This is a genomic window from Pantoea phytostimulans (genome assembly GCF_046118715.1).
GTDB classification, from domain to species: Bacteria; Pseudomonadota; Gammaproteobacteria; order Enterobacterales; family Enterobacteriaceae; genus Pantoea; species Pantoea phytostimulans.
On record NZ_CP173699.1, the window covers coordinates 361,623 to 380,895 of the forward strand.

The 19,273-nt window shown below is 43.1% G+C and carries 20 protein-coding genes and 1 pseudogene; 11 read left to right on the plus strand and 10 right to left on the minus strand.

From position 1 onward, the window contains the following. Nucleotides 1-37 precede the first annotated feature (37 nt). Nucleotides 38-721 (plus strand): hypothetical protein, encoded by a 684-nt coding sequence (locus ACF2G4_RS20215; protein ID WP_409076059.1) that lies wholly within the window; start codon nucleotides 38-40, stop codon nucleotides 719-721. A gap of 83 nt (nucleotides 722-804) precedes the next feature. On the opposite strand, the gene ACF2G4_RS20220 is transcribed toward ACF2G4_RS20215, so the two are convergent. After that, complete coding sequence (locus ACF2G4_RS20220; protein WP_409076060.1) at nucleotides 805-1,134, minus strand: hypothetical protein; 330 nt, start codon at nucleotides 1,132-1,134, stop codon at nucleotides 805-807. A 756-nt stretch (nucleotides 1,135-1,890) separates the two neighbouring features. Here ACF2G4_RS20220 and ACF2G4_RS20225 point away from each other — a divergent pair. Continuing rightward, entirely contained in the window at nucleotides 1,891-2,250 is a 360-nt protein-coding gene (locus tag ACF2G4_RS20225) for a hypothetical protein (RefSeq protein WP_409076061.1), read from the plus strand. Nucleotides 2,251-2,262: 12 nt separating this feature from the next. Here the strand turns inward: ACF2G4_RS20225 and ACF2G4_RS20230 are convergent, their stop codons facing one another. The 4 genes from ACF2G4_RS20230 to ACF2G4_RS20245 all read right to left on the minus strand — a co-directional run bounded on the left by ACF2G4_RS20230 (nucleotide 2,263) and on the right by ACF2G4_RS20245 (nucleotide 4,700). Continuing rightward, complete coding sequence (locus ACF2G4_RS20230) at nucleotides 2,263-2,853, minus strand: DUF4326 domain-containing protein (RefSeq protein ID WP_409076062.1); 591 nt, start codon at nucleotides 2,851-2,853, stop codon at nucleotides 2,263-2,265. Then, nucleotides 2,850-3,290, minus strand: coding sequence for a DUF488 family protein (locus tag ACF2G4_RS20235; protein ID WP_409076063.1), 441 nt, complete (start codon nucleotides 3,288-3,290; stop codon nucleotides 2,850-2,852). Before ACF2G4_RS20235 ends, ACF2G4_RS20230 begins: the two co-directional genes overlap by 4 nt. After that, nucleotides 3,290-3,970 (minus strand): dual OB domain-containing protein, encoded by a 681-nt coding sequence (locus tag ACF2G4_RS20240; protein ID WP_409076064.1) that lies wholly within the window; start codon nucleotides 3,968-3,970, stop codon nucleotides 3,290-3,292. Before ACF2G4_RS20240 ends, ACF2G4_RS20235 begins: the two co-directional genes overlap by 1 nt. A 169-nt stretch (nucleotides 3,971-4,139) precedes the next feature. Continuing rightward, a complete protein-coding gene (locus ACF2G4_RS20245; RefSeq protein ID WP_409076065.1) occupies nucleotides 4,140-4,700 on the minus strand; it encodes a hypothetical protein in 561 nt (186 codons plus the stop codon). A gap of 748 nt (nucleotides 4,701-5,448) precedes the next feature. On the opposite strand from ACF2G4_RS20245, the gene ACF2G4_RS20250 reads away from it, so the two are divergent. Beyond that, the gene (locus ACF2G4_RS20250; RefSeq protein ID WP_409076066.1) at nucleotides 5,449-5,712 is read left to right on the plus strand and encodes a hypothetical protein; all 264 of its coding nucleotides are present in this window, start codon (nucleotides 5,449-5,451) and stop codon (nucleotides 5,710-5,712) included. A gap of 26 nt (nucleotides 5,713-5,738) precedes the next feature. Next, nucleotides 5,739-6,419 carry a hypothetical protein gene (locus ACF2G4_RS20255; RefSeq protein WP_409076067.1) on the plus strand — a complete coding sequence of 227 codons (681 nt, stop codon included), beginning with the start codon at nucleotides 5,739-5,741 and terminating at the stop codon, nucleotides 6,417-6,419. 45 nt (nucleotides 6,420-6,464) lie between these two features. Here ACF2G4_RS20255 and ACF2G4_RS20260 read toward each other — a convergent pair whose 3' ends face one another. The 4 genes and pseudogenes from ACF2G4_RS20260 to lplA all read right to left on the minus strand — a co-directional run. Then, nucleotides 6,465-7,754, minus strand: a complete 1,290-nt coding sequence (locus tag ACF2G4_RS20260) for a P-loop NTPase fold protein (protein ID WP_409076068.1) — start codon at nucleotides 7,752-7,754, stop codon at nucleotides 6,465-6,467. Nucleotides 7,755-8,264: 510 nt separating this feature from the next. Further along, on the minus strand, nucleotides 8,265-8,684 hold the full coding sequence (locus ACF2G4_RS20265) for a hypothetical protein (RefSeq protein WP_409076069.1): 420 nt from the start codon (nucleotides 8,682-8,684) through the stop codon (nucleotides 8,265-8,267). A 38-nt stretch (nucleotides 8,685-8,722) separates the two neighbouring features. Continuing rightward, the gene (locus ACF2G4_RS20270) at nucleotides 8,723-9,862 is read right to left on the minus strand and encodes a recombinase family protein (protein WP_409076216.1); all 1,140 of its coding nucleotides are present in this window, start codon (nucleotides 9,860-9,862) and stop codon (nucleotides 8,723-8,725) included. Between the two features lie 178 nt (nucleotides 9,863-10,040). Continuing rightward, a pseudogene (lplA, locus tag ACF2G4_RS20275) lies at nucleotides 10,041-10,175 on the minus strand (lipoate--protein ligase LplA); the annotation flags it as partial. A 418-nt stretch (nucleotides 10,176-10,593) separates the two neighbouring features. Between lplA and ACF2G4_RS20280 the strand changes: the two are divergent. From ACF2G4_RS20280 to ACF2G4_RS20305, 6 genes are all read left to right on the plus strand, one after another. After that, nucleotides 10,594-11,574 (plus strand): TIM barrel protein, encoded by a 981-nt coding sequence (locus tag ACF2G4_RS20280; protein ID WP_243079157.1) that lies wholly within the window; start codon nucleotides 10,594-10,596, stop codon nucleotides 11,572-11,574. A 64-nt stretch (nucleotides 11,575-11,638) separates the two neighbouring features. Then, on the plus strand, nucleotides 11,639-12,679 hold the full coding sequence (locus tag ACF2G4_RS20285) for a substrate-binding domain-containing protein (protein WP_409076070.1): 1,041 nt from the start codon (nucleotides 11,639-11,641) through the stop codon (nucleotides 12,677-12,679). Between the two features lie 16 nt (nucleotides 12,680-12,695). Beyond that, nucleotides 12,696-14,198, plus strand: coding sequence for a sugar ABC transporter ATP-binding protein (locus tag ACF2G4_RS20290; RefSeq protein WP_243079155.1), 1,503 nt, complete (start codon nucleotides 12,696-12,698; stop codon nucleotides 14,196-14,198). A gap of 34 nt (nucleotides 14,199-14,232) precedes the next feature. Further along, nucleotides 14,233-15,204: an ABC transporter permease gene (locus ACF2G4_RS20295; protein WP_243079154.1), complete on the plus strand. Its 972-nt coding sequence runs from the start codon at nucleotides 14,233-14,235 to the stop codon at nucleotides 15,202-15,204. Further along, entirely contained in the window at nucleotides 15,204-16,061 is an 858-nt protein-coding gene (locus ACF2G4_RS20300; protein WP_215848674.1) for a MurR/RpiR family transcriptional regulator, read from the plus strand. The genes ACF2G4_RS20295 and ACF2G4_RS20300 overlap by 1 nt, the downstream gene beginning before the upstream one ends. A 2-nt stretch (nucleotides 16,062-16,063) precedes the next feature. Beyond that, a complete protein-coding gene (locus ACF2G4_RS20305) occupies nucleotides 16,064-16,927 on the plus strand; it encodes a PfkB family carbohydrate kinase (RefSeq protein WP_215848675.1) in 864 nt (287 codons plus the stop codon). 80 nt (nucleotides 16,928-17,007) lie between these two features. Here ACF2G4_RS20305 and ACF2G4_RS20310 read toward each other — a convergent pair whose 3' ends face one another. After that, the gene (locus ACF2G4_RS20310; protein WP_409076071.1) at nucleotides 17,008-18,183 is read right to left on the minus strand and encodes a YbfB/YjiJ family MFS transporter; all 1,176 of its coding nucleotides are present in this window, start codon (nucleotides 18,181-18,183) and stop codon (nucleotides 17,008-17,010) included. Between the two features lie 100 nt (nucleotides 18,184-18,283). On the opposite strand from ACF2G4_RS20310, the gene ACF2G4_RS20315 reads away from it, so the two are divergent. Next, on the plus strand, nucleotides 18,284-19,135 hold the full coding sequence (locus ACF2G4_RS20315) for a helix-turn-helix transcriptional regulator (protein ID WP_243079151.1): 852 nt from the start codon (nucleotides 18,284-18,286) through the stop codon (nucleotides 19,133-19,135). Nucleotides 19,136-19,273: the final 138 nt, after the last annotated feature.

Consider the following 19,273-nt stretch of genomic DNA (forward strand, 5'->3'; position numbering starts at 1 on the left):
AGTATTCTATATTGACCACTTTTAGAAGGAAATCCGTATGGATGGATTCATTAATAAAATACCATTCCTCACAGTCTTAACATTTTTATCTTACATAACATACTTTTCATATAAGGCGGGAGAGTCATATTTTTACGGATATCCAATATCATTAATTCAAGTTGATTTTAGTACTTTGATTTTTACTCTTATGAGAGTGTCGATTTTCCTGTTGTTTTTCGCCGGTATTATGTGGTTTTTTATAGCATCAAAAAGTACTTTTTGGGATTCTTTAGTTTTTTCAACGTTTAGCTATGTTTTTGTGCAAGTGATGGACTATTTTGCAAGGGGAGAGTTTAACTTTAAATCCATGGTTGTTTCTTTATCACTTTTTGTTGTGGTATTTGCATTATGTCATTTCAACAAAACGTTACTAAATAAAGAAATAGCCACAAGTCAGAAGAAAGGTGCGGCTATCGGTTCTCTTTTAGGATTGGTTGCGATTTCCTTTTTTACTGGTAATTATTTTGGGCCGCTTTTGAGTGTTATGGAAGATAATGAGGGCAACGTGATAATATCAGAATTCAAGGACGGATTTCTAACGCTAAAATGTCATAATAACCTTTCGAAAAGTTTTACAGTGATAGATATCAAAGATAAGAAACTCAGCAATATTAATCACGAGTATCTGGTGAGACGATTTATGGCGGGAGAATGCAACCCAACTTTGAAATATGATTAGTTATGTTAAAATAGATTTTCTCGCCCTGAACCGTCACTACGAGAATTGTTCTGCAAAACTTTTCGTGGTTCAGGGCGTATCTATCAAAACGGCAATTGACCCTGCATATCACAGAACTCATCAAGATTACCGTCATGTGCATTGATCATCGCTTGCTGATGCCTGTACCAGCTATCAACATCATAGATTGATACTGGCTCTTCCAGTACAAACCAATAGGCAGTTTTAGTAACCCTTCCAAACCAAAACATACGTTGACCATCGACGGGTTTTGTCTCAATTAACAGTACTTCACTTGGTTCAATATGCGGCAAATAAGCCCCATTTCGATGAAGCACTGTTACTCGTTCATTAGTCCAGAAGTATTGAACCCCAGAAGTTTGAGCGGGATTAAACGTGTTTTTATTTCCCATAGTGAGCACCTCACCAAATTATTAGTACTGTAAGGATATACAGTGATAGTAAGGCTAACAAGAGGTGTTACTTAAAATTAGATAAAATAATTATTTTCAACAAGTTACCTTGATAATTTGGTGCTATAGACTCTTTTATAGATATCGAAAACGATCAATTACTGATCACCAATTCATTTTGGATATCAAGTAATGGATGCTTTTTTGACAGTACTGCACACAGAAGACGGCAAGATCATTAGGCTGCAATATCAGGGTCAAATTGAGAATACTGATCAGTTCATAAGTCTTTTGCATTCTATTGAAGGTAAGGCCAGATACATTGAGCGGCATAATCTCTTACTGGTACTGCCTATAGGTTTTGTTATTGGTTCAGTACTCAGCTATGAAACGAACATCAGCAAATTACTCGACACATATCCCTTCATACGCTTGATGATCAGTAAGGAGTTCCCAATCTGATTGATGGACGTAAGAACCGGCTTCTCGATCAACTTTGCCAGTATGGCTTGGCAATCTTGGCAATCTTGGCAGCGGTGCACGTACAAACCTGATTGCTGTTATGGAAGGGTGCTTTGACGGTTTGATACTCGATGAGCGATTTACTCAAGGGAATAGGGACAAAGTAATCTTTTCGGCAGTACTGAACGAAATGAGCAAATACACAAACAACCTGATTGTGCCTGGTTTCAACACTGGCAGGTACAGACCTGTACGTCTGTCGCACATAGAATAATTAATGTAGGAATAATAAAAATGAAAAAACTATCAATCGCCGCACTGTTTGCCTTTACCACTGGTTGTAGCTCACACCATACATGGATGGACAAAGCCTATGTTGGCTATGTAGATAATCAGGCTGTAGTGATGTTTGATGAAGGCACACGTAACGGTGCTAATTATTACCGTCCACAGTTTCAAAGCCAATGCCATTACAACAAGGCGTACTTTGATGAACAGTCCAGTACTGGTTGTGTGATCAATGAAGCTCGAATTGCAGACCTTCACCCTTACAGTGAACATGTAGAGCGTGTGCGGAAGGGTGGTAGTACTCAGATCAGTCATGAGTTCTTGGAAGGGGTGAATAGTACGATTCAGATTACAGATGGGTCTTAAAAAGATTGTGAGTTATTCACCATCATCGATTTCATTTAGATACTGTGCCAGTACATCGCTATGACAAGCATAAGGTTTGCAATGACATCCTAAAATATGGCCTCTTAATGCCTTCAGCTTTTCTTTAAACTCTATGCCACCTTTAAGATAATCGCGGTCAAAGTCATACTTGAACTTTCTTATTACTTCATCACGATCACCATCAGCACCTATAGCGTAGGGATTGCCCCAAAGAGTACCTCTACCGCAATATGTGTCGAAATGCTCACCTCTATCTTTGTTTGATACGTAAGTGATTTTGTCTTTGATATATCGAACTGGTATCTTTTCAGATAGGACTTCGTGAGGAACAATAAATTCAGGTTTTAATGCAGAATCAAAGATGACAGCATGAGTTAAGTCAACAGAGAAAGGGTCAGCTAAAACTTCAGGAGCAAGCTTGTTCAACACATCAGCAGTAAAAAACTGACTGATCAGATTATGATGGTCTTCAAAATAAAATACTTGATAGTCATTTGACTTAGAGAAAATGCGAGAAAGTTTACGCTCAAACTTTCCCCTTGATGCAAAGTCAAGATGATACATTATCAGTACTTTCATCATATCAAGTGCTTAACCTCAAAATCAGTATCCCAATGGCTGTTCAAGTACTCTATCACAAGACGACGATGACAGTGATGGGGTTTGTGTTCACTACATAGCAAGCAGCTATCTTCAATGACTAATTTGTCAATACGTTCAATGTTTCTTTTTGCCATCAAGTTCAAGAAGTTACCTTCATAAACTTCCCATGAAACATTGCCTTTTTTATAGGGGTCTAGCATTTCCTTAGTTGGGGCGAGGTCAGGCATATGAACATAATCTACATTGCATAGTTCCTTTAAGAAGTACTTCAGATCATTCTTCTTTGCGAAGCCAGCAAGCTGAGAGACATTATTAAGCCTCACATCAACTAAAGTTCTCAGGTCTGGCTGCGATTTTATTAAGTTAAAAAACTTTTCAGCAGGTTTTTCAGTGAAGCCAATTGAAAATACTTTCATTAATCGACCCTTATGATAGCTGCTGCAATTTTCCAATAATGTTGTAAGTATTCACCCGCTAAACTGACAGTCATGTATGCATTGAGGATTTCATATTCACCATTTTCATGATCTTTAAACTCTTCAAGAATACCAGCATCAGTAAGTGAAAATATGTATTCAACACTATTATAAAAGAAACGTGCTCTTACTTTCCTACGAGGATTACCAAAAGCCTCACCTTCGGTTGCTATATGGATAAAAAGTCGCGTAGGTCGAATAAAATAAAGTGACTGCCTAGCGTGTCGGACAGTATTGACTGGTACTTTATCATTTAATCCTTCAGTACTATGCGTACCATTTTCCCACAAAGAAGCAGGCGTTTCTAAGAAAGGGGCTAAGTATTCATGCGATTTAGGATATGGTGATATGTACTTCCATTTAATCCCATGATTAAAAAAGATATTCTCTCGTTGCATGGGATGATTTTGATTTTCACCCAATTCAATCTCTACTATTGATAGCTTAACTGCTGTCTTACTATTATCACAAATGCGATCAGAGTCGTGTACTTGTCCTTGACCAGAGGAACATACGGGCCTAACCCATCCGCTACATACATTGTCAACTAACTCAATGCCAGCTACGCAACGCCCATCAGGGCGATAGGAACATGCCAAAAGTACCAAACGCCTAATCATAGGAAAATCATTTTGCAAACGAAATTAGGATTTATCTTAACTAAAAACTTACGTTATCAAAATGAAATAATTTCATGGTTCCTCATAGGCACCACATCAATCGAGGAGTTTCGCAGCGGGCTTTATAATTTGTGTGTGATGTTTTTGAACGTACCCGCACCGCACAACCTTAGATGACCGCAAAACCTAGCTTGTTATCTTCACAGCCACAATCAACATCATCTGAGCAATCACAGAGTTTGATTACTTCATGGTATCCATAATCCCATTTTTTGACGTAATCATTGATTTGCGAAACACTTCGTTCAGTACAGTTTCTATGAAAGCCTACACACCAAAAGGATCTTTGCTCATAAATGCAGGCTTTGAGAGCATTTATTTTGGTAATATCTCTTTCAAAGCCTCTTATTAAATACGGAACACTGTTAGTACATTTTAATTCTAAAAAAATAAATGAGTTTTGTCTGGTTCTTTTCTTGCGAAAAGCCAAATCAATATACATCTTATAGCGATCCTTAAGCATTCTATTATCAGGGAATGCTTCTATTTCTCTATCAACTTCTATACCGTCTAAGTTACACATGAAATATTCAAGTTCTAACTGTAACCATTTTTCCCAATCATTTCTTTCCTTTTCACAAATAAAACGCAACTTCTTTTTTACCGTCTCATCTTTTACGAATTGATCCATTATGCCTCTAACTGTAATGGCATCGGCTTTTAGTGTCATTGTTACATCCAGAAGATTAACTGATAGTTGATAGCGTTATCGGCAGGAAAAATAAATACTTTAAACTATGAGAGGTGGTGAAAATGATAAACATAAGAGCGATAGCAAACCAGTACGGATACGATGAAAGTACTATCCGGCAATCATGGATACTGAAAGGGCTTGATATGTCTTGGACAGAAGAAAAGATATGAACCTGGATAGTACAGAAAGTACTAAAACCACTACGAGATACCGATCTACGCGAACAGATGGATCGCGAGAAGCTACGCAAACTACAGGCAGAAGCGAGTCAGGCAGAATTAGAACTTGATCGCCAGCTTGGGCAAGTAATTGATGTTGAATACCTTGAGGCCAGCCTTAGTGAGTACTTCAGCCAGCTCAAAAACTACTTACGCACAATCCCACAGAAGCATTACTAAATGGAAGCTTGGCACTTGCGGGTGTTCAACCATTAATGAATAGCTATATGTATCACCCAACAGAAATTGCACCAGAGTTCCACACAGGTGATCATAAGGTTAACCCTAATGCGGGAATGTGTATGAATATCGCATTCATGGACGGTACTGAACCAAATGATTTAAAACTAGGTCATTTCATTACCTGGACGCGATACGATGAGGAATGGCCTTGCAGGGTCTTACGTAAAAGAAAAGTATTCATAAAAGGCGTTTGGGTTCAGTTATTCGTTATTCAATTAAAGGAGCTAGTTTAAATTTTTGGATCAGGGACAATCATAGATTTAGTGAAAACCGCAGTGGATTACTTCAATAAGAAGCAGGAAAGCAAAGAAGAGTTAGAAGCAAAGAACTCAGAACAACAAAATGAGAACACACTAGATGAAACACGTAAGGGCTTTACATGGGGTCAGGCATTGGGCTATGGGCTAACGTTCATCGTCGCATGGAACTATATAGCGATTCCAGTACTGCCATTGTTTGGTGTACTACTTCCCATAATCCCACTTGCTTATGTGTGGAGAGTATTGTTAATCTTGCTTGGTAATTAATACTTTTAATCCGAAAGGCTCCGGTTATGCAAAAATGGGTTGCTAGACAAAAACGACGCTTTGATAACGATTCCCAAAATAAAAAATATGCTAATCACAATTGGATTGTTCATAAAAGTATAATTAAGTCTCATTTGGATGAGTTTAATAGAATTGCTCATGGTCTAGGTTTTAATCTTATCGTTGATGATTATTCAATCGAGAAGTCAGGGTTAGGATATGATGGTTTGTCTATTCAATTTCAAACAAGTTTTACTGGGAATATGATTGAATTAAAGGAAGAGAACTCTAGGGTATTTAATTATCATAAGCAGAAAGGAGCCATTCTTCATGTTACTTTTAGTGGAACAGGAACGGTTCAGGTTTTTTTGGAACCATCAACTTCTGAAGATTCTATGGCAATTCATAATGCCTTACTGTTGTATTATACCCCAAATGCAAAAAGTATAACTCCAGAGATGATTGATCGTTGGTTAAAATTTTTATTTGCATATCAACGAGTGACGGGAGTTCTACACACTCCTTCATTAATGGATAAGGTGACGGTATTTTGGTGTAAGGGTAAATCTTTTTTTATGATGTATGATACGCCAAAAACCAAGTTCAAAAGATATGCGGGGATTTACATTCCTGGGGTTACATTGCTGGTTTCTTTATTAGTTTTGATTCTCACAATATACACTTTAACTCTGCAACCACAGTGCTAACATATCGAGAAAGCCTCAAGAGAGGCTTTTTGATCAATCTAAATTTTAAGGTAACATATTATCAAAAAATGGTAACATTTCACGTAGTGCTAAAATAGGATCACCTTGTTTCAGTAATAATCTTTCCTGATTATGTAGTGCATTATTTAGTTGTTCTTGGTTATACATATCTGTTCTGATAAGTGAACTGATATAGTTTTTTTCAGCACTCTGGATTTTTTCAATATTTATGCATCTCTCTATTTCATCGACTGAAGTTGTTTTGCTTTTAATTTTAGAGAATATTTCTGGTTTCTTTATTTTTAAATAAACTAGGATGGCTGTTGCGTATTGATATACCCTAGCTGGTGAACCGCCGCTAGCAGCTATGATTAAAAGAGTTGAATAACACCTTTCAGCGTCTCTTAAAGAGCAATTGTTTAAAGTCAAAATTTCAGCCAATAATGGCAATGATTCATTGTAATCACCATTAGGAGGAGTCGTCTTATTGATGTGATTAATGAAAGTAGAAATTGTTTGAGATCTGGATTGATTATCATAATGATTAGGAAGGCTGAACCAAAAATGTATGAACTTACTTAGATATGTCTCAGCATCAATATTGCCATATCTTTTTTTTATTACGTTGATAAATTGCGATTTGTTGATTGCCAAGATGAAAAATATATTTTTTGACTTGAAGACATGTTTTATCTTTTCTATCAGGTCTAAGGAAAAATCTGGTCTAGCTCTATCAAGCTCATCAATTATAAATATTATTTTTTTGTTCTCGGCTGCTTTAGTGATTGCGGTTTTAAAATGATTTAATACTTCAACTTCTTTTTCAGCATTCAATAGTTTTTCTTCAATAAAATTTTCGATAGGTTCATTTAAAGAATCTTTTATCTCGTTGGCTGCTTCTTCATAACCGATTTCTTTTACTGCTCCAAATGTTAATGCACTGATTGCAACTTTCGCAGTGGTTTTAAATAAAAAAGCCCCAGCCTTTTTGGTTGCTGCTAAATAATTTATTTTTTGTTCTTTACTTTCAATTGACGGATAAATGGCTGACGATAATGCAATAAAAGCATCCTCTTGATAATCATTTTTAAAAGCATCAAAATAAATGACTTTTAGATTACTTTCATTATCGTTTTCTATTTGAGCTTGCCAAAGTTTGAGGAAAGTACTTTTACCTGTTCCCCATTCATCATTGATAGCTAAAACCAAACTGTCATCACTAGATCTTTGAACAATACTTTCTAGTTGTTTACTAAGCGGTTGTCTTAAAAATATATCATTATTAACTGAAAAACCCTCTGAGTAATCTATCTCAGGAAGAATTAACCTCATCATTAACCCCCTAACGGATTTCATTTAAGAAAATATTAAATTAAAACAAAGATTTACTAATTAATCACATTTCCAAATCATATTTTTGGGCACTTTGTCCGGCTGGTAACTGAGGATTCATATTCGCACTATGTTGATAAGTTACTCTGGACTTTCCATATTGAGTACATGCAGCATTCAACGTTTTCTGAAGACTATCTAAGCCGTACCATGCATCAGATTGTATGCTTACCTTTCACCAACGTTATACTCTAATTGAGCACATCCTGCTAGGAGAAGGGCAAGTTCAAAATGAGAGATTTTTTCATTATTAATAGGCTATTTGCTTAATTTATGATGGATGTGGTTGAACCATAACATTTAAAATAGTGTTCTTGACCAGCTAAAGTTAGTTGTTTTAAGGATGGAAGGAGCATCGTATATCTAAGAGTAATGGCATGGTACAAACGTAGTCTGTGAAGTCGTAACTGTTGAGTACTGTCGGTAAAGCCAGCCCATGTCGGGCTGGCTTTACTAATTTGATGCAACTATGTTGAAGTTTTCTTTTTGGTACATTAATTCTACAATCCACTGTTTCCCTTTTACTGTACTTAGGTAGTTGGCGAGTAGGGCATAATCTTTTATCTCAGCATTATATATGTCCGAGAAAGTGCAGGTTCCATCATCAAGATTTTCACTTATAGAAAAACTTTTAGTCGTGTAATCGATTTTGTTTCCGTTGGACTGAATGACAATTTCATGCTTAAACTCATTTAACTTCTTATTGGAAATTAAAATGTGCTTATAGATATCATTCTTATATAATATTTCAATTAGGTTGTTTTCACCAATGCTCTGGAATGTTATTTTATCAACAATCTGAAGCAAGTGCTTTCTTAAGCTCATTCGAAGTTCAACGTTGGTTGAGTCCATTAGTTTATCAATGTCATACATTTCTATTCTTACTAATGGCTCATCTATTTCTAAACCTTTTAGATTTTTTTGTAGTTCAGAAATTCTATCTTCAATATCAGTAAGAGAACTTTCAAGTCTGAATGATGGCGTTTTTTTTGTTTCTTACGTGCATCAATTTCAGCAATATAATTCTCAGCCTCATTTTCTAAGGCGAAAAGTTCACTTTTTATTAAATTTGCCTTCAACGCGTCAACCTTTTGAAAAGTAAATATTTTTTCTAAATCTATTTGCTTGATGTGGTTAATGATTACTTTTTCAAGAAGCTCTAACATTTTGCTGCTTTGTCCACAGATTCTGAAGTTTAATCTGTTACGGCACACTACATACCTTACCCCTCGTGAATTCTTAGATGTTGTGACTTTTGAGCCGCATTTACCACATCTAATCAAGCCAGTAAGTATATTATGTACTTCGCGGTTTACATTATTTTCTCTTGGACGTCCTTTAGTACCTGATGCGTTTACTTCTAATATTCTATTAGCTATCTCAAAAAGTCCATTTTCTATTACTATCGGAAATACGTTAGGTATCAGTGTTTGACCATTGTTACGTTTAAGATTACCTCTTAACCTCTCGTCCTTGATCAGCTTTGTGACAGTATTGGGCCTCCACAAAGAATCACCTGTAGATTTAATACCTTCTTCATTTAACCGTCTGGCTATCATGGGACTCGTAAGTCCGTTTGTATACTCTTTAAAGATACGTTTTATTATCTCAACTTGATCGGGAATGACTTGATAACCATTTTCATCGGCAGATAACCAACGTGGCAACTTTCGTGTAAAAACCGTTCCCTGTTCAACTGTTTCCCTTAATCGCTTTTCCCAACCTGCAACAGATCGTTCTGCCTTGATTTTACTTTCGTTATTCCCTCGGGTTACGAGCAGCTCCATTATGATTTTCGAAAATGGATCATCACGACTCAAGAAAACCGGAGTTGAAACGTCATGGATGTTAACGCCATTTTTCACCACTTTCTGAATCGTATCTTCATCCCAAGATGAACGTCGTGATAAGCGATCTAAGCTATAGATCACGAGGGCATGGCCTTGACCAATTTCACTTGATTCAACCAATTTTACAAACTCACCTAACTGACCATCAAGAATGTTTTTGTTCCTGTAAGCACTAAGGCCAATGTCTTGCCAGTATGTGATGTTTTCATCTTATAGTTCGGGCTTCGTTTCTATGTACGACTTTATACGAGCAAGTTGCTCATCAATACCGCTTCCTTCCTGCTGTGAACTTTTTGAAATTCTTGTGCATACGTGAACTTTGTACGCTGCCACCACTTCACCTATTGATAACTGTTCTCATGTGTGGGTTATAACAGTTAACCACGGTATCTGCATTTCGCCATAAAAACAGAACCCGTTGCGTCGCGGGCATCTGGCGGAATATGCACTCTTCAACGGCCAGGTTGAACCAGGGATCATTCGACTCCGATAACAGTAAACGCAATGTGGACATATATCACTCCAGTTCCTTGAGAGAGTAAGTGTTGCAGAACGCACGGATGAGTCCGGCGTGCCGCCATTATCATGCTTCACCCCTTTTGGCCGCGAATAATTTTTCAAAAGAGATCGCTGCTCAACAACTTGGTGCAAATTTGTGAAGTAAATCGACTGAAAACCCTCCATAAAATAATCGCGCAGCTAACTGCATTGGATTAAAAAACGGTCGGCCATGTACCGCTGCGCTTTTCGTGTGCCAGAAATAACGGGGCTTCTGCTGCTCTTGCACGCTTTGTGAAGCACATCCCAAAAAACAACACCTGCACATAATTACGCTTGCTTATTATTTGGGTAAAGGTAGATTTTATATAACTTCACGGGATGTCGTGAACTTGGAAAGTACATCACAATCTAATTTTGAAGGGTTAATCCTTATGTCGGAACTGAAATTTGCTACACGCCTTAACTCGTTTGCCTCTGGAGCAAACCTTTACTGGCCAGACCTACAGGGAAAGCCATCAGTCCTGCAGATGATTGCTCGCGCCGGTAAGGTCAAAGGATTAACACATCTCGACCTGAATTATCCGCAACATATGACCACCGATATCAAAACCATGCGACAGGCAATCGAAGATGCAGGCCTGGCAGTGAATGGCATGCAGATGCGTTGGGATGCGCCGCAGTTCAAAATTGGTGCATTCACTAACCCGAACCCGGCAATTCGTCGTGAAGCGATTGAACTGACCAAGCGTGGCATTGATGCGGGACGTGAATTTGGCTCAACGCTAATGACCTTGTGGATGGGGCAAGATGGTTTCGACTACTGCTTCCAGGCGGATTACAAAAAAATCTGGGAAGACGCGGTCAGTGCAGTACGTGAAATCGCTGAATATGCGCCAGATGTTGATGTCAGTATCGAATACAAACCCAACGAGCCGCGCGCCTACAGTATCTTCCCGAATGCCACCACCTGTTTGCTGGCGGTGGAAGAAGCGGGCTGCCCGAACCTCGGTATTACCCTGGATTTCGCCCACGTGCTGTTCGCTAATGAAATCCCTGCTTATGCCGCTGCGATGGTTGCCCGTCGTTCACGACTGTTAGGCCTGGATCTCAACGATGGCTGGGGCAAACGTGATGATGGCCTGATGGCGGGTTCTGTAAATCCACGCGCCACGCTGGAATTCCTCTGGCAGATGCAGCGCGATGGTTATAAAGGCGCTTACTACTTTGACACCTTCCCGGATGCCAGCGGTCTGGATCCAATCCGTGAAGCGGAAACCAATATCACCACGGTGCTTCATTTGCTGAAGTTGTGTGAAAAACTGCACGATAACCCGGCGCTGCTAGACGCTATCAGCCGTCAGGATGCCGTCGCCTCGCAACAGATCGTTAATGACATTATGTTCGCCAAATAAACATGCTCTGCTCGTCATAAAGAGAAAAGCTGTACCCCACATGCTGAGACTAAAAGGCTGAAAAATGAAGAAATTATTACTCTCTGTACTTGCCTCATCACTGCTCTGCTCAACAGTTTATGCTGCTGAGTTGGCACCCTTAAAATCAGACACCGAACCGGATCGCACAGACTGGTCGCAACTTGAAAGCAAATATGGCGCGCTGCCGAAAGCAGATAAGACATTGAAAATTGGTGGCGTATCAAAAACGCTGACCAATGAATATTGGCGCTCGCTGGGTCAGGGTTATCAGAACGAAGCCAAAAAACAGGGATTTACCGTGGCGTATCAGGCGGCCGCGAATGAAGACGATCAGATGGGACAGTTATCCATTGCGGAAACGCTGATTTCTCAGGGCTTCAATGGATTGCTGGTTTCGCCGCAAACAGACATCAACCTCGAACCCGCACTGGAAACGGCCAAAAGTAAAAATATTCCGGTGATAAACGTCAACGATGCCGTGATGCCAAATGCACAGCACTACGTCGGTAACGTGCAAAAAGACAATGGCGTTCGCGTGGCAAAGTGGTTTATTCAACACCATCCGCAAGGCGGCAAAGTGGCGGTGATTGAAGGGCAGCCGGGCGTGTATGCGGCTGGCCAGCGCACCGGCGGTTTCAAAGAAACGCTACAAGCTAATGGCAAATTCAACATTGTTGCCAGCGTCCCCGCCAACTGGAGTCGTGAGCAGGCTTACAACGCCGCGTCCACCCTTTTGCAGCAGCATCCTGATCTGATTGGTTTTTACGCAAACAACGACACCATGGCGCTTGGCGTAGTGGAAGCCGTGCGTTCGCTGAGCAAATCTGAGCAGGTTGCGGTATTTGGTACCGATGGTATCTCAGACGCCTATGCATCCATCAAACGCGGTGAGCTAACCGGCACCGTCGACAGCTTCCCGGTATTAACGGGTGAAGTGGCAATGGACGTCATGATTCGTCTGATCAACGGTCAGAAAATCTCTCGCGTTGTCTCTACGCCTCAGGCGCTGATCACCAAAGAGAATGTTGAGGCGTTTTCGACCAAAGATAACAACACGTTGCGCCAGCTTCTGGCCCAGCAATAAGTCAGGCGGAGAGGGTATGGAACAGTATCGCTTAATGATGCGCGGCATTACCAAAACCTATGGCAGTGCTGCTGCTTTACAAAATGTGGATTTTTCTGTGAAGCCCGGTGAAGTGCATGCACTGATTGGTGAAAACGGCGCGGGGAAATCAACGCTGCTGAATATTCTTTCTGGCGTTCGTGCGGCTGACGGTGGCGAGATCAGCGTTAACGGCCAAACGGTACAAATGAAGAATCCGCTCAGCGCCCGTCATGCTGGCATCGCCATGATTCATCAGGAGTTACAGCATGTTCCAGAACTCTCTGTTGCCCAGAATATGTTTCTTGGCCGCCCGTTGACCAAAGCAAAAGGTTTATGGGTTGATAAAAAAGCGCAGCTGGCGCGCGCCAAACTGATTTTGAAGCAGTTGGATCCGAGCATCGATCCCAACGAGCCAATCAAAAATCTCAAGGTATCGCAGCAGCAGATCGTAGAAATAGCCCGCGCTATGCTGGATGACGCCAAAATCATCGCGATGGATGAACCGACATCGAGCCTGACACCCCGTGAGTTTGATCGCCTGGCGGAGCTGATTGCCGATTTAAAAGCGATGGGCGTGTCGCTGATTTACGTCTCGCATAAGATGAACGAGATTTTCAAAGTCTGCGATCGCGCTACCATCATGCGTGATGGCAAGCAGGTTGGCGTGGTGAATATTTGCGATGAAGATGAAGAGAGCATTGTCGCCAAAATGGTGGGACGCAAGATTGAGAGGCTCGATCACAACTCCTACGTGACCGATCAGGAAGTGTTGCGCGTTGAGAACCTGGCACGCGGCCATGATGTTTTGTCGGCCAACTTCAGCGTTAAAGCGGGTGAAGTGCTTGGCATTGCCGGTTTAGTGGGCGCAGGCCGTACCGAACTGTTGAAGCTGATCGCCGGCATTGATAAGCGCAGCAGCGGCAGCGTGCTGGTGAATGGCAATGCGGTGCGCAATCACAACGTCAGTGCCGCCATCAAAGCGGGTATTGGATTAGTACCGGAAGATCGTAAGAAAGAGGGCATCATCAAAGAGCGCGCCGTAAAAATGAATATGGCGTTACCGTCAATGGGTAATTTCACGCTGGCGGGCCTGATTAATAAAAGCAAACTGAACCGTGTGGCGCATGAGGTCATGAATGATCTGAAACTGCGTCCTATGGATATTGAAAAAACCATCGGTACGCTCAGTGGCGGCAACCAGCAAAAAGTGATTATTGGACGGTGGGTCGCCGCCGATGCAAAAGTCTTTTTATTTGATGAACCCACCCGGGGAATTGATATTGGTGCCAAGTCCGAAATCTATAACCTGATTGAGAAGCTGGCGAAAGCGGGTAAGGCGATAGTTGTTGTTTCCTCGGAAATGACCGAAATCATCCGTATTTCTGACCGCGTTCTGGTGATGAGAGAAGGGAAAATCACGAAAGAATTACAGGGTGATGCAATAACGGAAGATAACATTGCCCGTTTTGCGATTAAAGATGTAGACCAAACTGCCTGAGTTTTTCACCTGCATTTATTTAAAGGCCATGAACATGATGACACAAACAAATAACCGGGCTGTTCCGCACTCATCGTCGCTGTTTAAGTTTAATGTGCGCGATGCCGGTACCTTGATTGGATTATTAATTATTATTGTTACGTTCTCATTTTTGTCACCGGTATTTTTTACGGTGCCAAACTTGCTCAATATTTTACAACAATCCTCGATCAACGCCTTAATTGCATTGGGCATGACGCTGGTGATTATTTCGGGCGGAATCGACTTATCCGTCGGGCCAACGGCGGCACTTTCTGCCGTATTAGGCGCAACCTTGATGGTAGCAGGCGTGCCAGTGCCGCTGGCCGTTATGGCCACCTTGGGAATTGGTGCAATCTGCGGGATCTTTAGCGGCACACTGATCGCTTACGCCGGTTTGCAGCCTTTTATCGTAACATTAGGCGGCTTGTCGCTGTTCCGTGCTATCGCCTTGATTTATACCGGCGGCAGCCCGATTTTCGGCATTCCGATGGAATTTCGTAGCATTATCAACAGTACGCTGTTGGGTGTGCCGACGCCGATTGTGATTGTTGCGGTGATTGCGCTGGTGCTGTGGACCGTGATGAACAAAACCCCGCTGGGTGAATATATTCTGGCAATTGGTGGCAATGAAGAAGCGGCGCGTGTTGCGGGTGTGCCGGTTAAACGCACCAAAGTCACGGTGTATATTATCTCTGGCGTGCTGGCTTCGTTGGCCTCGCTGATTCTAATTGGACGTTTAGGTGCAGCCGAACCAACGATTGGTAATTTATGGGAATTGGATGCGATTGCCGCTGCGGCCATTGGTGGCGCATCTTTGATGGGCGGCAAAGGCAGTGTGTTTGGCACCATCATCGGCGTCATTATTTTGGGTGCGTTACGTAATGGATTGACTCTGCTAAATATTCAGGCCTTTTACCAATTGCTCGCGACTGGCCTTATTATTATCATAGCGATGTTGATTGACCGAGCGACCCGAGGCAAATAATGAAGCAAGATCCGCGAGCCATTGGTGCTCAAATCCGTATGCGTTTGCCCCAACTCACGCCCTTAGAACGACGAGTGGTTGAGGCAATTACTGCCCGAACTGACATTACTGAGCAAACATCTTTAAAAGAGATCGCGCAGGAAAATAATGTCTCGGAAGCGATGATTGTTAAGATTACTAAAAAACTTAACTTCACCGGTTTTAGAAACTTCAGAAGCAGTCTGGTTTATTACAACGAATCTGAAGTGGCAGGATTGCATGCTGAAATTGAGCCTGATGATTCTTCGGAGCAATTGCTGGCAAAAGTATTCAGAACGTCTATTCAGGCAATCGAAGAAACCATGTCGATTCTTGATATTTCTGAATTCAACCGTGCGGCGGATATTATATTTAAAGCGCGTCACATCGATTTATATGCCGTGGGCGGTTCTGCCACGGTAGCCCGAGATTTATCGCATAAGATGCTTAAGATTGGCATTAAATCGACGGCCTACGATGACGCCCATATTATGTTGATGTCCGCTGCCGTGTTATCTGACGATGATGTTGTCATCGCCATTAGTCACTCGGGTGCCACGCGCGCGGTAAATGATCCCGTGAAACTGGCCATGCGTAATGGTGCCAAAGTGATCGCCTTAACCAATTACGCCGAGTCGCCCATTGCGCGCCACGCGCATGTCGTGCTCAATTCAACCTCTCAGGGATCGCATCTGTTAGGTGAAAATGCCGCGTCACGCATTGCCCAGCTTAATATTCTGGATGCACTGTTTGTGGCCATCGCTAAAAAAGATCTCAAGCGAGCGGAGAGAAACCTGATGAAAACACAGCATGCGGTTCAGGACCTTCGGGAATTCTAACCATGAGTAAAATTGTTGTCACCGGCAGCCTGCATTACGACATTATGCTGGATGCCCATCATCGCCCGGAGAAAGGCGAAACCGTAATGGGCAGCGCTTGCCGCTATAAGTTTGGCGGTAAAGGTGGGAATCAGGCGGTATCTGCCGCCAGAGCAGGAGCAGACGTCGCTTTTGCGGGTGCGGTCGGTGCAGATGAGCAGGGAAAATTTTTGCTCAATGTATTACGGCAGGCGGGCGTTAACACCGATGCTGTCGCCGTGATTAACGATATTCCTTCAGGCATGAGCGTGGCGATCACCGACGCCGAAGGTGATTACGGCGCGGTCGTTGTGTCGAATGCCAATCAGCACATCGCGGCAGAAACCTTCGACAACGAGGCCTTTTGGCAAGATGTAACGATGTTAGTGCTGCAAAATGAGGTGCCCGAAGCGGTCAATTTACACGCTGCACGTGCAGCAAAGCAGCGGAATATCCCAGTTTGCATTAATGCGGCACCTGCACGCTTACTCACGCCGGAGCTTGAAGGCTGCATTGATCTGCTGGTGGTGAATGCCATTGAAGCGCGAGATATGAGCAATGTGACCGTGCATGATTTGGCTTCAGCCGTGCTCGCAGCGGAAACGCTCGCTACGCGTTTTTCCAGCGTGGTGGTTACTGCGGGTGAACATGGCGTGGCCTTTATTGAGGCGGGGCAAGCCAGCCACAGTTTGCCAGCCAAAAAGATTACTTTAGTGAGCACGCACGGTGCGGGAGACTGCTTTATGGGCGTGTTGTGTCAGGCGTTGAGCCTCGACAGCAATCTGGCCCATGCCGTCGCTAAAGCCAATGATGCTGCGGCGCTGCACGTTTCACAGAAAATGGCCTGAACCCTTAACCGATGACAGAACAGATAACAAAGCCGCCGCTCGCGAATGTGAACGGCGGCTTCTTTTTTTAACACAGACCCTTAGCGCTGATCCTGCGCTGCGAGCGGCTGAGGATTCCTGATCAGCAACAGCACGCTACATCCGCCCGCAATCAGGCAAAGCGCCGCAAGTACAATCGCCTCGTTTAAAGAACCAAAGAGCGCAACGCTTGCTGATGAAACCAACGGGCCGACCAGCTGCCCGGTGGCGTAGCCCGAGGTTAAAATCCCGACGGTTTTGGCCACGGATCCTGATGATATTTCACGCGCAAAGCGCATCGTCAGCTGCATAATCGACAGAAATCCCAATCCGGTCAAAATCGTTGAAATCAGCAAGCCCGCCGCGTTATGCACGACAACCGCTGCGGCCACGCCCAGTCCCTGCAAAATCATCGCTGTCGCTAAACTGACTTGCGTATTATATCGCGCTGAAAAAAGAATAATCAGCGCAACGCCTGCAACCGCAGACAAGCCAAACAGCGGCCAGAAAAAGGCCGCCTGATTGCCGTCAGGAAAGGCGCTATGCGCCATCTGAGACAAAAACGTTGCTGGCAAAATGTAACCAAAGCCGGCCAGAGCGTAGATCACCACCAACTTTTTCAAATTGGCACTGATGGGTTCATGGCGCGCGACCTGCGATTTAGCGGGACCAAATTCAGCGGGAAGATTCCGGCTAATAAGTAAGCTCACGATCAGCGCGACCGCACCATAGACATACCAAGAGGCGGAGGAGTGAAAATGATACGTTGCCATCAACCAGGCCAATATCCCGGATAACATGATACCCACGCCGGGGCCGGTGAATACCGCGGCAGAGAGGCGAGGTGCATTATTGCCAGCCAGCGTCATTTGCGTCCATGAGGTCACGATGATCAGCGCCCATGCGCCACCGACACCGGCAATCAGGCGGAACAAGCACTGAATCGCAAACGAACCGGTGGTGCCAGAAAGTAGCGTAACCAGCACCGTCGCCATGATACCCGCCTTTAGATATTGCGCATGGCTGTGCTTAATACGACTGACATGAATCGCTCCCGCCAAATAACCGATGTAATTCATGGCAGCCAGGATCCCCGCACTCGAAAGCGTCAGATAACCATCATTCATCATCACCGGGATTTGCGGTGTCAGAGAAAATCGCCCAATTCCCATCACAGTGACCAGTGTCAGAAGGCCAGTAAGCATGGTTTTAATACTGCTGGTGCTGCTCGTACTCATTTTATTTTCCAGTAGATTGTCTAACGGCATTGATAAAAAACGAATTTAGCGTGTTGAAAACGGGACTTATCAGCAAAGTTTGCGGCATCATAAAAGCTGTATGCCTGGCGAAAAAGAGGGCGGGTTATCCTATGACTTCAGGTCATACCCAGGAGTGAGCATGTCAAGAAACGCAGATATCAAAAATTTTCTCGTCAGACACCGGGCGAAATTGAATCCGGCTGATTTCGGGTTCAGCGCGCAGAATCGACGTGTTGACGGATTACGAAGAGAGGAAGTCGCACAGCTGGCGGCAGTGAGCGTCAGTTGGTATACATGGCTTGAACAGGGAAGAGATATCAGCATTTCGCCTGCGGCTCTCAAGCGAATTGGTAAAGTGCTTCAACTGACGATGATTGAACAGCAATACCTCAATGCCATTGTCTTCGGTGGCGGGGCATCTAATGAGGATAACGCTGAACTTTCACCTGAAGTGATCGCTATGGTGGATGCCCTTCATCCGCACCCTGCCTTTGTCCGGCGTGCGAACATGGATATCCTTTACTGGAACCGCGCAGCGGCAACCCAGATTTTTGACTGGTCTTTAATTGCGCCTGCCGAGAGAAATTCACTGAAACTGATGTTCCTTAGCGATGCGTACCGTAAAAAGATTTTTGAATGGGAAAAGGCCGCCAGACACACCATTGCGGCTTTCAGAGCCTATCAAGTCGCAGAGCGCTTTACGGAAAACTTCGAGTCGATAATCACAGAGCTGATTGAGAAAAGTGATGAATTTCGTGAAATGTGGGATTTCCACGATGTAAGCCGCATTGGTGCCGGTAATAAAGCCATCATTGATGATAAAGGCAGTATTTCTCGTTACACCTATACCTCGTTAGAAGTCGAAAACTCACCGGGAATCTATCTTATTTTCTATCTTGAAGATCATAAACCAGCGGGTAAAAACGCCTGACAACGACGTGTATTGCTCTCAGAATGCCGGATTACTGTTCAGCGCGCCCAGGCGCACCGAAGACGCCGGCAGAGAGTTAACGTTGCTGGCGTCCTGCCAGACCGGGCCGTTGTGCTTCGTATAGCCCGATGCTCAGTG

Bases quoted from the DNA above. Each gene is read 5' to 3' on its own strand.
- ACF2G4_RS20285 (WP_409076070.1), top strand. From the start codon at position 11,639: ATGAAGAAATTATTACTCTCTGTACTTGCCTCATCACTGCTCTGCTCA.
- ACF2G4_RS20220 (WP_409076060.1), bottom strand. From the start codon at position 1,134: ATGGGAAATAAAAACACGTTTAATCCCGCTCAAACTTCTGGGGTTCAA.
- ACF2G4_RS20255 (WP_409076067.1), top strand. From the start codon at position 5,739: ATGCAAAAATGGGTTGCTAGACAAAAACGACGCTTTGATAACGATTCC.
- ACF2G4_RS20315 (WP_243079151.1), top strand. From the start codon at position 18,284: ATGCCTGGCGAAAAAGAGGGCGGGTTATCCTATGACTTCAGGTCATAC.
- ACF2G4_RS20260 (WP_409076068.1), bottom strand. From the start codon at position 7,754: ATGATGAGGTTAATTCTTCCTGAGATAGATTACTCAGAGGGTTTTTCA.
- ACF2G4_RS20300 (WP_215848674.1), top strand. From the start codon at position 15,204: ATGAAGCAAGATCCGCGAGCCATTGGTGCTCAAATCCGTATGCGTTTG.
- ACF2G4_RS20240 (WP_409076064.1), bottom strand. From the start codon at position 3,970: ATGATTAGGCGTTTGGTACTTTTGGCATGTTCCTATCGCCCTGATGGG.
- ACF2G4_RS20230 (WP_409076062.1), bottom strand. From the start codon at position 2,853: ATGATGAAAGTACTGATAATGTATCATCTTGACTTTGCATCAAGGGGA.
- ACF2G4_RS20265 (WP_409076069.1), bottom strand. From the start codon at position 8,684: ATGTATGACATTGATAAACTAATGGACTCAACCAACGTTGAACTTCGA.
- ACF2G4_RS20245 (WP_409076065.1), bottom strand. From the start codon at position 4,700: ATGACACTAAAAGCCGATGCCATTACAGTTAGAGGCATAATGGATCAA.
- ACF2G4_RS20215 (WP_409076059.1), top strand. From the start codon at position 38: ATGGATGGATTCATTAATAAAATACCATTCCTCACAGTCTTAACATTT.
- ACF2G4_RS20280 (WP_243079157.1), top strand. From the start codon at position 10,594: ATGTCGGAACTGAAATTTGCTACACGCCTTAACTCGTTTGCCTCTGGA.
- ACF2G4_RS20305 (WP_215848675.1), top strand. From the start codon at position 16,064: ATGAGTAAAATTGTTGTCACCGGCAGCCTGCATTACGACATTATGCTG.
- ACF2G4_RS20235 (WP_409076063.1), bottom strand. From the start codon at position 3,290: ATGAAAGTATTTTCAATTGGCTTCACTGAAAAACCTGCTGAAAAGTTT.
- ACF2G4_RS20310 (WP_409076071.1), bottom strand. From the start codon at position 18,183: ATGAGTACGAGCAGCACCAGCAGTATTAAAACCATGCTTACTGGCCTT.
- ACF2G4_RS20290 (WP_243079155.1), top strand. From the start codon at position 12,696: ATGGAACAGTATCGCTTAATGATGCGCGGCATTACCAAAACCTATGGC.
- ACF2G4_RS20295 (WP_243079154.1), top strand. From the start codon at position 14,233: ATGATGACACAAACAAATAACCGGGCTGTTCCGCACTCATCGTCGCTG.
- ACF2G4_RS20225 (WP_409076061.1), top strand. From the start codon at position 1,891: ATGAAAAAACTATCAATCGCCGCACTGTTTGCCTTTACCACTGGTTGT.